The sequence below is a fragment of the Streptomyces sp. NPDC107471 genome, assembly GCF_055582845.1.
The window spans coordinates 271,148-284,776 of the sequence record NZ_JBVJPC010000009.1; the positions used below are offsets into that span (position 1 = coordinate 271,148).

General features: G+C 70.6%; 12 protein-coding genes. 7 read left to right on the plus strand and 5 right to left on the minus strand.

Annotated features, from left to right (window positions below; all coding sequences use genetic code 11):
- Positions 1-70 precede the first annotated feature (70 nt).
- From uvrB to ACZ66S_RS29420, 6 genes are all read left to right on the plus strand, one after another.
- A complete protein-coding gene (gene uvrB, locus ACZ66S_RS29395) occupies positions 71-2,206 on the plus strand; it encodes an excinuclease ABC subunit UvrB (protein ID WP_469904558.1) in 2,136 nt (711 codons plus the stop codon).
- Between the two features lie 130 nt (positions 2,207-2,336).
- Positions 2,337-2,915, plus strand: a complete 579-nt coding sequence (locus ACZ66S_RS29400) for a TerD family protein (RefSeq protein ID WP_053853069.1) — start codon at positions 2,337-2,339, stop codon at positions 2,913-2,915.
- A 52-nt stretch (positions 2,916-2,967) separates the two neighbouring features.
- A complete protein-coding gene (locus ACZ66S_RS29405; RefSeq protein WP_469904559.1) occupies positions 2,968-5,055 on the plus strand; it encodes a TerD family protein in 2,088 nt (695 codons plus the stop codon).
- A 227-nt stretch (positions 5,056-5,282) separates the two neighbouring features.
- Complete coding sequence (locus tag ACZ66S_RS29410; protein ID WP_469904560.1) at positions 5,283-6,284, plus strand: TerC/Alx family metal homeostasis membrane protein; 1,002 nt, start codon at positions 5,283-5,285, stop codon at positions 6,282-6,284.
- Between the two features lie 130 nt (positions 6,285-6,414).
- The gene (locus ACZ66S_RS29415) at positions 6,415-6,717 is read left to right on the plus strand and encodes a hypothetical protein (protein WP_469904561.1); all 303 of its coding nucleotides are present in this window, start codon (positions 6,415-6,417) and stop codon (positions 6,715-6,717) included.
- Between the two features lie 45 nt (positions 6,718-6,762).
- Positions 6,763-7,863, plus strand: a complete 1,101-nt coding sequence (locus tag ACZ66S_RS29420; RefSeq protein ID WP_469904562.1) for a calcium:cation antiporter — start codon at positions 6,763-6,765, stop codon at positions 7,861-7,863.
- Here ACZ66S_RS29420 and ACZ66S_RS29425 read toward each other — a convergent pair.
- Positions 7,853-9,139, minus strand: a complete 1,287-nt coding sequence (locus tag ACZ66S_RS29425) for an MFS transporter (protein ID WP_469904563.1) — start codon at positions 9,137-9,139, stop codon at positions 7,853-7,855. The two genes, ACZ66S_RS29420 and ACZ66S_RS29425, sit on opposite strands and share 11 nt — an antisense overlap.
- Before the next feature lie 94 nt (positions 9,140-9,233).
- Positions 9,234-10,280, minus strand: coding sequence for a S66 family peptidase (locus ACZ66S_RS29430; RefSeq protein ID WP_469904564.1), 1,047 nt, complete (start codon positions 10,278-10,280; stop codon positions 9,234-9,236).
- An 84-nt stretch (positions 10,281-10,364) separates the two neighbouring features.
- Between ACZ66S_RS29430 and aroQ the strand changes: the two genes are divergently transcribed.
- The gene (gene aroQ / locus ACZ66S_RS29435) at positions 10,365-10,838 is read left to right on the plus strand and encodes a type II 3-dehydroquinate dehydratase (RefSeq protein WP_469904565.1); all 474 of its coding nucleotides are present in this window, start codon (positions 10,365-10,367) and stop codon (positions 10,836-10,838) included.
- A 43-nt stretch (positions 10,839-10,881) separates the two neighbouring features.
- On the opposite strand, the gene ACZ66S_RS29440 is transcribed toward aroQ, so the two are convergent.
- From ACZ66S_RS29440 to ACZ66S_RS29450, 3 genes are read right to left on the minus strand one after another with little or no spacing between them, the layout of a single operon-like run.
- Positions 10,882-11,640: an amino acid ABC transporter ATP-binding protein gene (locus ACZ66S_RS29440; RefSeq protein WP_469904566.1), complete on the minus strand. Its 759-nt coding sequence runs from the start codon at positions 11,638-11,640 to the stop codon at positions 10,882-10,884.
- Positions 11,637-12,527, minus strand: a complete 891-nt coding sequence (locus ACZ66S_RS29445) for an amino acid ABC transporter permease (protein ID WP_469904567.1) — start codon at positions 12,525-12,527, stop codon at positions 11,637-11,639. Before ACZ66S_RS29445 ends, ACZ66S_RS29440 begins: the two co-directional genes overlap by 4 nt.
- Positions 12,524-13,408, minus strand: a complete 885-nt coding sequence (locus ACZ66S_RS29450; RefSeq protein ID WP_469904568.1) for an ABC transporter substrate-binding protein — start codon at positions 13,406-13,408, stop codon at positions 12,524-12,526. The genes ACZ66S_RS29445 and ACZ66S_RS29450 overlap by 4 nt, the downstream gene beginning before the upstream one ends.
- Between the last annotated feature and the right edge of the window lie 221 nt (positions 13,409-13,629).

Below are 13,629 nucleotides of genomic sequence, written 5' to 3' on the forward strand. Positions count from 1 at the left end.
ACCCCTCCCTAAGCCCCCACACCCCCCAGATCCCACCGCGTTGTCAGTGGGGAGTCGTACGGTTGACTCCATGCGGCCCGTTTCCCACATCGAACGTACGGTGGCGCCTTTCGAGGTCGTCAGTTCCTACCAGCCCAGCGGCGACCAGCCCGCGGCGATCGCCGAGCTGGCCAAGCGCATCGAGGCAGGTGAGAAGGACGTCGTCCTGCTCGGCGCGACCGGCACCGGAAAGTCCGCCACCACCGCGTGGATGATCGAGAAGCTCCAGCGCCCGACCCTCGTGATGGCCCCGAACAAGACGCTGGCCGCCCAGCTCGCGAACGAGTTCCGCGAGCTGCTGCCGAACAACGCCGTCGAGTACTTCGTCTCGTACTACGACTACTACCAGCCCGAGGCCTACGTCCCGCAGTCGGACACCTACATCGAGAAGGACTCCTCGATCAACGAGGAGGTCGAGCGGCTGCGCCACTCCGCGACCAACTCGCTGCTCACCCGCCGTGACGTCGTCGTGGTCGCGTCCGTCTCCTGCATCTACGGCCTCGGTACGCCCCAGGAGTACGTGGACCGCATGGTCCCCCTCAGGGTCGGCGACGAGATCGACCGCGACCAGCTCCTGCGCCGCTTCGTGGACATCCAGTACACGCGCAACGACCTGGCCTTCAGCCGCGGCACCTTCCGCGTCCGCGGCGACACCATCGAGATCTTCCCGGTCTACGAGGAGCTCGCCGTCCGCATCGAGATGTTCGGCGACGAGATCGAGGCCCTCTCGACGCTCCACCCGCTCACCGGCGAGATCATCAGCGACGACGAGCACCTGTACGTCTTCCCGGCCTCCCACTACGTCGCGGGTCCCGAGCGCATGGAGCGGGCCGTCAACGACATCGAGAAGGAGCTCGGGGAGCGCCTGGCCGAGCTGGAGAAGCAGGGCAAGCTCCTGGAGGCCCAGCGCCTGAGGATGCGCACCACCTACGACCTCGAGATGCTCCGCCAGATCGGCTCCTGCTCCGGCGTGGAGAACTACTCGATGCACTTCGACGGCCGCCTGCCCGGCTCCCCGCCGAACACCCTGCTGGACTACTTCCCGGACGACTTCCTGCTCGTCATCGACGAGTCGCACGTCACCGTGCCCCAGATCGGCGCGATGTACGAGGGCGACGCCTCCCGCAAGCGCACCCTCGTCGACCACGGCTTCCGCCTCCCGTCCGCCCTGGACAACCGCCCCCTGAAGTGGGAGGAGTTCACGGAGCGCATCGGCCAGACCGTCTACCTGTCGGCCACGCCCGGCAAGTACGAGCTCTCGCGCGGGGACGGCGTCGTCGAGCAGATCATCCGCCCCACCGGCCTGGTCGACCCCGAGGTCGTCGTCAAGCCCACCGAGGGCCAGATCGACGACCTGGTGCACGAGATCCGTACCCGCACCGAGAAGGACGAGCGTGTCCTGGTCACCACGCTCACCAAGAAGATGGCCGAGGACCTCACCGACTACTTCCTGGAGCTCGGCATCCAGGTCCGCTATCTGCACAGCGACGTCGACACCCTGCGCCGCGTGGAGCTGCTGCGCGAGCTGCGCTCCGGCGAGTTCGACGTCCTGGTCGGCATCAACCTCCTGCGGGAGGGCCTCGACCTGCCCGAGGTGTCCCTGGTCGCGATCCTCGACGCCGACAAGGAGGGCTTCCTGCGCTCCGGCACCTCCCTGATCCAGACCATCGGCCGCGCGGCACGCAATGTCTCCGGCCAGGTCCACATGTACGCCGACAAGATCACCCCGGCGATGGAGAAGGCCATCGAGGAGACCAACCGCCGCCGGGAGAAGCAGGTCGCGTACAACAAGGAGCGGGGCATCGACCCCCAGCCGCTGCGCAAGAAGATCAACGACATCGTCGCGCAGATCGCCCGCGAGGACGTGGACACCGAGCAACTGCTCGGCTCCGGCTACCGCAAGAGCAAGGACGGCAAGCCGGCCAAGGCGCCCGTGCCCGCCCTCGGCGGCAAGGCGGCCGGCACCAAGGCCGCCAAGGGCAAGGCCAAGGAGACCGTCCCGACGGACCGTCCCGCCGCCGAACTCACCGAGCAGATCGAGGAGATGACGGCACGCATGCGTGCCGCCGCCGCGGACCTCCAGTTCGAGATCGCGGCCCGGCTGCGCGACGAGGTCTCGGAGATGAAGAAGGAGCTCCGGCAGATGAAGGAGGCGGGCCTGGCCTGACCGCATCGCGCTGTGTTGCAAGACCGACACAAAGTGCGCTTCGGGGTGCGTCACCGTCGGCGGCCCTGCGTAGGGTTCTGGACAACCGCGGGGGCCGCGGCAACAGGGGACAGCGAGAGGGGTTCGGCGCGTGACCGTCAACATGACCAAGGGTCAGGCCATCAGTCTGCAGAAGAACGACGGAGGCAGCCTGACCGCGGTGCGCATGGGCCTCGGCTGGCAGGCGGCTCCCCGGCGCGGCCTGTTCGGCTCGCGCACGCGGGAGGTCGACCTGGACGCCTCCGCCGTGCTGTTCGCGGACAAGCAGCCCGTCGACGTCGTCTTCTTCCGCCACCTGGTGAGCGACGACGGTTCGGTCAAGCACACCGGTGACAACCTCGTCGGCGGCGTCGGCCAGGGCGGGGACGACGAGGCGATCCTCGTCGACCTCTCCCGCGTGCCGGTCCACATCGACCAGATCGTCTTCACCGTGAACTCCTTCACGGGCCAGACCTTCCAGGAGGTGCAGAACGCCTTCTGCCGACTGGTCGACGAGACGAACGGCGACGAGCTCGCCCGCTACACGCTCGCCGGCGGCGGCGCCTACACCGCCCAGATCATGGCGAAGGTGCACCGGGCGGGTTCGGGCTGGAGCATGACGGCCCTCGGCACCCCGGCCAACGGCCGCACCTTCCAGGACCTGATGCCGGCGATCCTGCCGCACCTGTAACCGGCCGGCCGAGCGGCATCCGACCGACACCACGACACGGGGGGAGAAGGCGATGACGGCCGAGCTGGTGCGGGGGCAGAACCACCCGCTCTCCCAGGCCCGACTCGAGATCCGGATCGCGGCCGGCACGCCGGTCGTGGCCGGAGCCACGCTCGGCGACGAGCAGGGCAGGGTGCACGGCGTCGAATGGGTCCTGCACCCGGGCGCGCCCACCCTGCCGGGGCTGGAGGTCTCCCGGCAGGCGGCCGCCGACCACCGCCTCGCCGTCGACCTCGGCGCGCTGCCCGAGACCGTCCACCGGGTCCATGTGCTGCTCGCGCTGCCCGCGGCGGGCGGCCCCGTGCGCTTCGGCGCCGTCGCCGCCCCCTTCGTCGCGGTCACCGGCCTCGACGGCACCGAGCTCGCCAGCTACACCCTCACCGGCCTGGACGCCGAGTCGGCGGTCGTCGCGCTGGAGCTCTACCGCCGCCAGGGCGCCTGGAAGGTACGTGCCGTGGGGCAGGGGTACGCGGGCGGCCTCGCCGAACTCCTCACCGACCAGGGCCTTCCCCAGGCCCAGCAGCTCGCCCACGACATCCACGAGGCGGTGGCCCGCGGCCTGGCCCGCGCGGTGCCGATGCCACCACCGCTCACCGCGGACGGCGACCGCCCCCGGCAGACGGCCACCCCGGCGCCGGGCCCGGACCAGGGCGCGTCCGCGGCCCAGGGCGCCCCCGGTGCCGTACCGCAGTCACCGTCCCCCGGCAGTACGCAGCCGCTGTCGCCGTACGGCACACAGCCCCCGAGCGGTGGGCCGGTCCCCGGCACACCGCAGCCCGCCTCCCCATACGGCGCACCGGGCACTCCGGCGGCAGGTCCGACGCAGCCCGGACCCACCCAGGGTCCCGCGGACCCGACCGGGCAGCCGCCGACCGCCGGCGGTCCGATCGACTACAGCCACCCCCGGCGGCAGAACACCGCCCCGCCGCCGCCCCCGCCCGCCGCACCCCCCGCACAGCCGGGGCAGCCCGCGCGGCCCGTCGCCGGGGACGCCACCGGCTGGTCCATGGAGGAGCGCCTCTACAACCAGGTGTGGGGCATGTTCGAGGACCTGGCCCGCTCCACGGCCGCCTACCGCAGTGCCGTGGACTTCGCGGAGTCACGCATGGAGAAGGAGCTGGACGCGGCCCTCGCCGACCCGCGCAACCGGATCGGCGGACAGGGCGACGCCGCACGGGAGGCGGCCCGCGCCAAGCACGCCCAGCTCGTCGAACAGGCCCGCGCGGCCTACGACCGGGACCTCGGCCAGCTCACCGCCGAGTCGGACGTGGTCGAACCCGCCCTCCCGCCGGCCTACGCCCGCTGGGACAACCCCGTCTGGCACGGCTACCGGGTGCCGTTCGAGGTGCCGATGGCCGTGCGCCTGGGCGACCTGCATCTGCCCGAGAGCGCCGAGCTGCGCATCCCCATGCTGGTCCGGCTGCCCCTGGAGCGCGGCCTGTGGATCGACAGCGGGGCGGCCGGATCCCTCGACGGCTCGTTCCTCGACTCCCACGAACTGCACCGCCTCGCCATGGACACGGCCGTGGCGCTCGCGGCCCGGCTGCTCGCCGTCCACCCCGCCGGGGACTACACCCTGCACGTCATCGACCCGGCCGGCTCGGGGACGCAGGCGCTCGCCCCGCTGGTGTGGTCCGGCGTGCTCGCCGCCCCGCCCGCCGTCGGCGCCGCGGGCGTGACGGACGTACTGGCCCGTCTCACCGAACGCGTCGACCTCGTGCAGATGGCGGTGCGCGGCGGAGCGGCCGACGCCCTCCCGCCCGGCCTCGACACCGCCGAGCAGCTCCTGATCGTCAACGACTTCCCGCACGGCTTCGACGACCGTGCCGTGACCCGGCTCCGCTACCTCGCGGACGAGGGACCGTCCGTCGGAGTCCATCTGATGATGGTCGCGGACCGTGAGCAGGCCTCCGGCTACGGGCCCCTTCTCGACCCCCTGTGGCGCTCGCTGATGCGGCTGACCCCGGTGCCCGACGACCACCTCGCCGACCCCTGGGTCGGCCATGCCTGGACCTACGAACCGCCGCTTCCGCCGCCCGGCAGCCAGGTGCTCCAGCAGGTCCTCAACCAGGTCGCGGAGGCCCATACCAAGTACACGTAAAGCCACCTCCACCAGGGATTTTGACCTTTCTTTTGCCAATCGCTTTACCTTTCCTTGGTGATTGGGGTACGGTTGGTGGCACGGAGGGGAGTACTCCCTGTCGACCGCGGCGTACCCGTCAATACGGATCAGGCCTGATCCCGGGGCGTCGGCCCACCGTGGGTGGAAGAGACCTCCGGCAGCGCGACGACGCTGGTTACTTGCCGTTACGTATTGCCGGAGGAACTGTGGATGTTTCCGTGACCCTGTGGGTCCTGACGATCGTGGGCCTCGCCGCCCTCATCGCGGTCGACTTCTTCATCGGCCGCAAGCCGCACGACGTGTCGATCAAGGAAGCCGGTATCTGGACGGTCGTCTGGATCGCCCTGGCCGGCCTCTTCGGCCTCGGCCTGATGCTCTTCGCCGGCGGTCAGCCCTCCGGTGAGTTCTTCGCGGGCTTCATCACCGAGAAGTCCCTGAGCGTGGACAACCTCTTCGTCTTCGTCCTGATCATGGCGAAGTTCGCGGTGCCCTCGCAGTACCAGCAGCGGGTGCTCCTCGTCGGTGTCCTCATCGCCCTGGTGCTGCGCGCGATCTTCATCGCCGCCGGCGCCGCGATCATCGCCAGCTTCGCCTGGGTGTTCTACATCTTCGGCGCCTTCCTCATCTGGACCGCCTGGAAGCTCATCCAGGAGGCCCGGGCGGACGAGGAGGACGAGGAGTTCGAGGAGAACAAGCTGCTCAAGGCCGCCGAGCGTAGGTTCGGCGTGGCCGACCGCTACCACGGCACCAAGCTGTGGATCGTGGAGAACGGCAAGCGGGTCATGACCCCGATGCTCGTCGTGATGCTCGCCATCGGCTCCACCGACGTGCTGTTCGCGCTCGACTCGATCCCCGCGATCTTCGGTCTGACCCAGGACCCGTACATCGTCTTCACGGCCAACGCGTTCGCCCTGATGGGTCTGCGCCAGCTCTACTTCCTCATCGGCGGCCTGCTGAGGAAGCTGGTCCACCTGAGCTACGGCCTGTCGATCATCCTCGGCTTCATCGGCGTCAAGCTGGTGCTGCACGCCCTGCACGAGTCCGGGGTGCATGTCCCGGAGATCAGCATCCCGGTCTCGCTCGGCGTGATCTGCTCGGTCCTGATCGTCACCACGGTCACCAGCCTGATGGCCTCCAGGAAGCAGGCGGCTGCCGAGGCGGCGCAGGAGAAGAGCGAAGGCGCCCCGAAGGACAGCATCGAGGCCTGACCACGGCCGACGTAGGAAGAACCACCACCGGGAGCGATGCGCGGCGAATTGCCGGGTATCGCTCCCGGTGCTTGTTTTGTTCCAGAGCGCGTTCCCCGGCCCGGGGGCGCCGCGGCCGGCTGGAGACGCCATGAAGTTCGTGCAGATCATCGGCTTCGAGACCGAGCGCCTGGACGAGATGCGGCAGTTGATGGAGGAGGCCGGACAGCGCAGCGCGGGCGGGACGGGCGGCCCGACCCACCGCATGCTCCTCAAGGACCGGGACAAGCCCAACCACTATCTGGCCCTGATCGAGTTCGACTCGTACGACGAGGCCATGCGCAACAGCGACGCCCCCGAGACCGGCAGGCTCGCGGAGCAGTTGGGCGCGCTGACCATCGGCGACCGCGTCTACACCAACTGCGACGTCCTGGAATCCGGTGAAATCAAGTAGTCCCGGCGTGGTGCGAGGGCCGCGTGCCTCTGCGACGATCGCCGCATGACCGCCCGGCTGAGGTCGCTCGCCACGAGCTGGACGTCCGTCGTGCCGGTGCTCGCGGTCGTCCTGCTGGTGTTCACCTGGGGCCGTGACCTGCCCGGGGCGGTCGTCGTGCTGGTGACCCTGGTGCTCGCCGGGGCCGTGCTGGCCGCCGTGCACCACGCCGAGGTGGTCGCCCACCGGGTCGGCGAACCGTTCGGCTCGCTGGTCCTCGCCGTCGCCGTCACCATCATCGAGGTGGCCCTGATCGTCACCCTGATGGTGGACGGCGGCGACAAGAGCGCGACCCTGGCCAGGGACACGGTCTTCGCGGCCGTGATGATCACCTGCAACGGCATCGTCGGCATCAGCCTGCTCGTGGCCTCACTGCGGCACGGCACCGCCGTCTTCAACCCCGAGGGCACCGGCGCCGCCCTCGCCACGGTCGCCACCCTGGCCACGCTGAGCCTGGTGCTGCCGACGTTCACGACGAGCAAACCGGGCCCGGAGTTCTCCACCACCCAGCTCACCTTCGCCGCGCTGTCCTCACTGATCCTGTACGGGCTGTTCGTGGCGACCCAGACCGTACGGCACCGCGACTACTTCCTCCCGATCACCCGGCAGGGCGAGGTGATCACCGTCGACGACCACGCCCACGCGCCCACCGCCCGGGCCGCGCTGATCAGCCTGGGCCTGCTGGGCCTGGCCCTGATCGGGGTGGTCGGACTGGCCAAGGGCGTCTCGCCCACCATCGAGTCCGGGGTGGCCAAGGCCGGCCTTCCGCATGCCGTCGTCGGCGTGATCATCGCGCTGCTGGTGCTGCTCCCCGAGACCATCGCCGCACTGCGCTCCGCGCGCCGCGACCGCGTGCAGACCAGCCTCAACCTCGCCCTCGGCTCCGCCATGGCCAGCATCGGCCTGACCATCCCCGCGGTCGCCCTGGCCTCCGTGTGGCTCTCCGGCCCGCTCGTCCTCGGTCTCGGCGCCACCCATATGGTGCTGCTGGCCCTGACGGTGGTGGTGAGCTCCCTGACGGTGGTTCCCGGGCGGGCCACACCGCTCCAGGGCGGCGTCCACCTTGTGGTGTTCGCGGCCTACCTGGAGCTGGCGATCAACCCGTGACGGGCCGCTCCAGAGCCGGCTCCGCCACCGCTACGGACCCCGGCCGCGTCTCCGGCAGCAAGGCGAAGCACCCGAGGCTCAGCAGGGCGATCCCGGTCAGATACGCGCCCACGCCCCACGGCACCCGCCCGCCGTGCTCCACCAGAGCCGTCGCCACGATCGGGGTGAGCGCGCCCCCGAGCACCCCGCCGAGGTTGTAGCCGACCGCGGCCCCCGTGCAGCGCACCCGCGGTTCGTACAGCTCCGGCAGATAGGCGGCGATCACCGCGAACATCGTGATGAACGCGACCATCGCGCCCAGGAAGCCTAGGAACATCAGCAGCGGTTCCGCGGTGGCGAGCAACGCCACCATCGGGAACATCCACAACGCGGCCCCCGCACATCCCGCCAGACACAGAGGCCGCCGCCCGTACCGGTCCCCGAGCAGCGCCGCCACCGGCGTGAGCGCGCCCTTCACCAGCACCGCGGCCATGATGCAGGTCAGCATGACGGTACGGCTCACCCCGAGCCGCTCGGTGCCGTAGGCGAGCGACCACGTCGTCACGGCGTAGAAGATCGCGTACCCGACCGCGAGCGCGCCGGCCGTCACCAGGACGAGCCGACCGTGCTCGCGCACCACCACGGCGAGCGGCACGCGCGCGTGGTCGTCGATCTCCAGGAACCCGGGGCTCTCCGGGAGCGAGGAGCGCAGCCACAGCCCCACCGCCGCCAGCACCCCGGCCGCCCAGAACGGCACCCGCCAGCCCCACGCGGCGAACTGCGCCTCGGACAGCGTCGCCGACAGCGCCAGCACCACCCCGTTGGCGAGCAGGAAGCCCAGCGCGGGGCCCACCTGCGGGAAGCTCGTCCACAGCCCGCGCCGCTCGGCGGGCGCGTGCTCCGCGGTCAGCAGCACCGCCCCGCCCCACTCCCCGCCCAGCCCGAGCCCCTGGAGGAAGCGCAGCACCAGGAGCAGCAGCGGGGCGGCCGCACCGATCGTGTCGTACGTCGGCACACACCCGACCGCGACCGTGGCGGCGCCGGTCAGCAGCAGTGAGGCCACGAGGACCGGCCGCCGGCCGTGCCGGTCACCGATGTGCCCGAACAGCACCGAGCCGAGCGGCCGCGCGACGAACCCCACCCCGAAGGTCCCGAACGCGGCCAGTGTCCCCGCGACCGACGAGAAGGTCGGGAAGAACAGCGGCCCGAGGATCAGCGCCGCGGCCGTCCCGTAGACGAAGAAGTCGTAGAACTCGATGGCCGTCCCGGCGAGGGAGGCGGCCGCGAGTCGCGGCATGGAGGGCGTCCTCACGGAGCGTACGTCGTGCATGCTGGGTCAACTACCCACAGTGATCACGGGTTACGGGGGCGTGCGGGCGCGCACGGGGTGATCAGTACGTGACGGTGATGCGCCGGGCGGGACCGTCGACACGGACGAGACCGCCGTAGGGGATGACGAGTTGGGGATCGGTGTGGCCGAAGTCCACGTCGAGGACGACGGTGGTGCGGGGGGCGTAGATGCGCATGGCGCGCAGTACGGCCTCGCGCTGGGCGGCGGCGTAACGATCCGCCTGCGCCGGGCTGTTGGGGCGTTCGAAGGACCAGGACTTCGGGCGGCCCATCAGCAGCGCGGAGAAGCGTTCCAGCAGGCCGCGCTCGCCCATGTTGCGCAGGGTGCGGAAGACCTCGACGTCGCTCGGCATCTCCTCGGAGGTCTCCAGGAGCAGCACCCCGCCGTCGTACTCGCTGAGGTCGCGCGCGATCTCGCGGTCGGCCATCAGCAGCCAGCCGAGGATCTCCAGGCAGCCGCCCCAACTGCGGCCCTCCACCACCCGGTCGGCGTTCACCCAGGTCCAGCCGTTGCCGGGGAGGGTCTCCGGTTCGGTGGTGAAGGTGGCGGGGTCCGCCCAGTCGCGGTCGACGTCCCGCCAGCGGTCGGCGGGCGCGAGGTCGTAGGCGCCGGAGGTGAACAGGGCCGCTCGCAGGGAGTCGGCGGTCAGCGCGCTCATGGCCACCGGCCGGCCCAGCGAGGTCATCACGGTCGCGCCGTGATAGCCGACGATCCCGGTGTTGTACAGGTAGGCCAGCAGGTTGGTGTTGTCGCTCATCCCGAAGAACGGTTTCGGGTTCGCCAGGATCAACTCCCGGTCCAGGAAGGGCAGCACGGTGATCTGGTCGTCACCGCCGATGGACGCCATGACCGCCTTGACGTCCGGGTCGGCGAACGCGGCATGGATGTCGTCGGCGCGCTCCCGGGGCGTCGCGCCCATCCTGCGGGTCGACGGGTACTCCACCGGCTCCAGCCCGAACTCCTTGCGCAGCCGCTCGAGTCCCAGCTCGTAGGGGCGCGGGAAGAGCCCCGGCAGACCGGCACCGGGGGAGATGACGGCCATACGGTCGCCGGGTACGGGCTTGGGCGGGTAGGAGATCGTCGTCATGCCCGGAGGGTACGGGCCCCGCCGCGCGCGGCGCACCGTGATAAACCGGGTCCGAGCAGCCCGTCTTCACCGACCGGAGGAACCGTGCCCCGCACCCTGGCCAACGCCCCGATCATGATCCTCAACGGCCCCAACCTGAACCTGCTGGGGCAGCGGCAGCCGGAGATCTACGGCAAGGACACCCTGGCCGACGTCGAGGCCCTGTGCGTCAAGGCCGCCGCCGCGCACGGCGGCACCATCGACTTCCGGCAGTCCAACCACGAGGGCGAACTGGTCGACTGGATCCACGAGGCGCGGCTGAACCACTGCGGGATCGTCATCAACCCCGGCGCCTACTCGCACACCTCGGTCGCGATCCTGGACGCGCTCAACACCTGTGACGGGCTGCCGGTGCTGGAGGTGCACATCTCCAACATCCACCAGCGCGAGTCCTTCCGGCACCACTCCTACGTCTCGCTGCGCGCGGACGGGGTCATCGCCGGCTGCGGGGTGCAGGGGTACGTGTTCGGCGTGGAGCGGGTCGCGGCGCTGGCGGGACCCGCCCGGGCCGAGGCCTAGGGCTGTAAGGGGCGCCCGCAATGGCGGGCGCCCCTTACACCGACTACAGGCGCCCCGCCTCCACGATCCGCCGCAGGAAGCGCCGGGTCCGCTCCTGCTGCGGGTCGCCGAAGATCCGCTCGGCGGTCCCGCGCTCCAGCACCACGCCTCCGTCCAGGAAACAGACCTGGTCGGCGACCTCCCGCGCGAAGCTCATCTCATGCGTGGCGAGCACCATGGTCATGCCGTCGCCCTTCAGGTCCCGCACGACGTTCAGCACCTCGCCCACCAGCTCCGGGTCGAGGGCCGCGGTGATCTCGTCGAGCAGCAGCAGACGGGGACGTACGGCGAGGGCCCGTACGATCGCCACCCGCTGCTGCTGACCGCCGCTGAGCCGGTCCGGGTACTCGCCGGCCTTCCCGCCGAGCCCGAGTCGCTCCAGCAACTCTCGTGCGCGCTCCTCGGCCTCCGCGCGGGCCACGCCGTGCACCCGGCGCGGGGCCAGCGTGATGTTCTCCAGCACGGTCATGTGCGGGAAGAGGTTGTACGCCTGGAAGACCACGCCGATACGGCGGCGTACCGCGTCCTGGTCGACGCGCGGGTCGGTGATCTCCTCGCCGTCCAGCCAGATGGCACCGTCGTCGATCTCCTCCAGGAGGTTGGCGCAGCGCAGCAGCGTCGACTTGCCGGAGCCGGAGGCGCCGATCAGCGCGGTCACCGTGTGCGGGGCGACCTCCAGGTCGACGTCCCGCAGCACGACCGAGTCGCCGAAGGTCTTGCGGACGGACTCCATCCGCAGCACCGGTCCGTCTGCGTCGCTCATGCGATTCCTCCCTGGGCCCGCCGGCGGTCCATCCGTGCCGTCACCCAGTCCGTGAAGCGGGTCATCGGGATGGTCAGTGCCACGAACACCAGGCCCGCGACGATGTACGGCGTGTAGTTGAGGCTCCGTCCGACGATGATGTCGGCGGCCCGTACGGCGTCGACGGCACCCCCGATCGACACCAGGCCGGTGTCCTTCTGGAGGGACACCAGGTCGTTCAGCAGGGGCGGCACCTGGCGGCGCACCGCCTGCGGCAGCACCACGTGCCGCAGCGCCTGCCGGTTGGAGAGCCCGAGCGAGCGGGCCGCGGCGCGCTGCGAGGGGTGCACGGACTCGATGCCGGCGCGGAACACCTCGGCCACGTACGCCGAGTACGTCAGCGTGAGGGCCGTGCCGCCCAGCCACACCGGGTCGACCGTCACGCCCTGGAGCCGCAGCGCCGGGACGCCCAGGACGACGATCATGAGGTTGATGATGAGCGGGAGGCCGCGGAAGAAGTCCGTGTAGGCGGCGGCCAGGAAGCGCAGCGGGAAGAACACCGGGCCGCGCAGGGTGCGGGCGATGGCGATCAGCATGCCGAGCACCAGCACGGCGACACCGCAGATCAGCAGCAGCCGGATGTTCAGCCACAGTCCTTCGAGGACCTTGGGGAACGCCTCGCGCGCGTACTGCCCGTTGAAGAACGTCTCCTTGGTGCGCGGCCAGCCGGGCGCGCTGACGACGACCAGGTACAGGACGACGGCGGTGACCAGGGTCGAGACGGCGGCGATCGCCGTCGCGCGGCGGGCACGGGTGCGCTTGAGGCGCTCCCGCTCGATCCGCCGCTGCGACGGCGTGTAGGCGTCACCGGTGCCTTCCCGGCCTGCCTCGTCCTTCGTGAGCGTCACTTCAGCACCGGGGCGTCGACGGCGTCCGACAGCCACTCCTGCTCCAGCCTGGCGAGCGTGCCGTCCTTGCGCAGCGCGTCCACCGCGCCGGTCACGCAGGAGGTGAGCGCGCTGCCCTTGTCGAGCACGAGCCCGAACTGCTCGGGCGTGCCGCCCTGGTTCTCGAACTGCCCGACGATCGTGCCGTCCGTGACCTCGGCCGCGGTGATGTAGAAGGCGGTGGGCAGGTCGACGACGACGGCGTCCACCTGGCGGTTCTGGAGCGCGGACTTGGCCTGGTCGTTCTTCGCGTACGCGGCGGCCTCCCGGCTCGGCTTCACCACGTTCTCGATGTAGTCGAGGCTCGTGGTGCCGACCTGGGCGCCCAGCTTGAGGCCCTTCAGGTCCGCGATGCTCGTCGCCTTCGCGGCCTTGGTGCCCTTCAGCGCGATGACGGCCTGGCGCACGTCGTAGTAGCCGGAGGAGAAGTCCACGGCCTTCTTGCGCTCGGCGCTGATCGACACCTGGTTGATGTCGAAGTCGAAGGTCTTCTCCCCGGGTGCGAAGGCCTTGTTGAAGGGGACGCTCTGCCAGACGACGGCGCTCTTGTCGTAACCGAGCTGCTTCGCCACGGCGTACGCGACCGCCGACTCGAAGCCCTTACCGTTCGCGGGCTTGTCGTCCTTGAACCAGGGCTCGTACGCCGGCTCGTCGGTCGCGATCGTCAGCTTGCCGGAGGTCTCGGTCGCCAACTCGCCCTTGGCACAGGTGGTTCCGGTGGACCCCGAGGCCTTGGCGGTCGCGTCGTCGTCGGACTGCGGAGCACAGCCGACAGCGGTGGCGAGCAGGGCTATCGATGCCGCGGCGACGGCGCGGCGCAGGGCGCGAGGGGCAGGGTGCATGGCGGGAGGGTGACAGTCCACTGTCCCGTTTGTCGAGGTCACGACGGCAATCGTCCGCATATTGGGAACGGGCGTTGCATTCCTGTGAACTGTTTTCGGACAGCTTGCCGGGGCCGCCGGTCGAGGGCGGGGATGAAAGACCGGCGGCCCGTACCGCGCAGGAGCCGTCATCCTGTGCGGGGCTGCTCCCAGTTGACTGCGCAACCAAGTACGCCGGGAGC

What these genes read in the sequence shown, in the direction of transcription:
- ACZ66S_RS29450 (WP_469904568.1), bottom strand. Translation starts at nt 13,408, where the DNA reads ATGCACCCTGCCCCTCGCGCCCTGCGCCGCGCCGTCGCCGCGGCATCG.
- uvrB (WP_469904558.1), top strand. Translation starts at nt 71, where the DNA reads ATGCGGCCCGTTTCCCACATCGAACGTACGGTGGCGCCTTTCGAGGTC.
- ACZ66S_RS29420 (WP_469904562.1), top strand. Translation starts at nt 6,763, where the DNA reads ATGACCGCCCGGCTGAGGTCGCTCGCCACGAGCTGGACGTCCGTCGTG.
- ACZ66S_RS29430 (WP_469904564.1), bottom strand. Translation starts at nt 10,280, where the DNA reads ATGACGACGATCTCCTACCCGCCCAAGCCCGTACCCGGCGACCGTATG.
- ACZ66S_RS29425 (WP_469904563.1), bottom strand. Translation starts at nt 9,139, where the DNA reads ATGCCGCGACTCGCGGCCGCCTCCCTCGCCGGGACGGCCATCGAGTTC.
- ACZ66S_RS29415 (WP_469904561.1), top strand. Translation starts at nt 6,415, where the DNA reads ATGAAGTTCGTGCAGATCATCGGCTTCGAGACCGAGCGCCTGGACGAG.
- ACZ66S_RS29440 (WP_469904566.1), bottom strand. Translation starts at nt 11,640, where the DNA reads ATGAGCGACGCAGACGGACCGGTGCTGCGGATGGAGTCCGTCCGCAAG.
- ACZ66S_RS29405 (WP_469904559.1), top strand. Translation starts at nt 2,968, where the DNA reads ATGACGGCCGAGCTGGTGCGGGGGCAGAACCACCCGCTCTCCCAGGCC.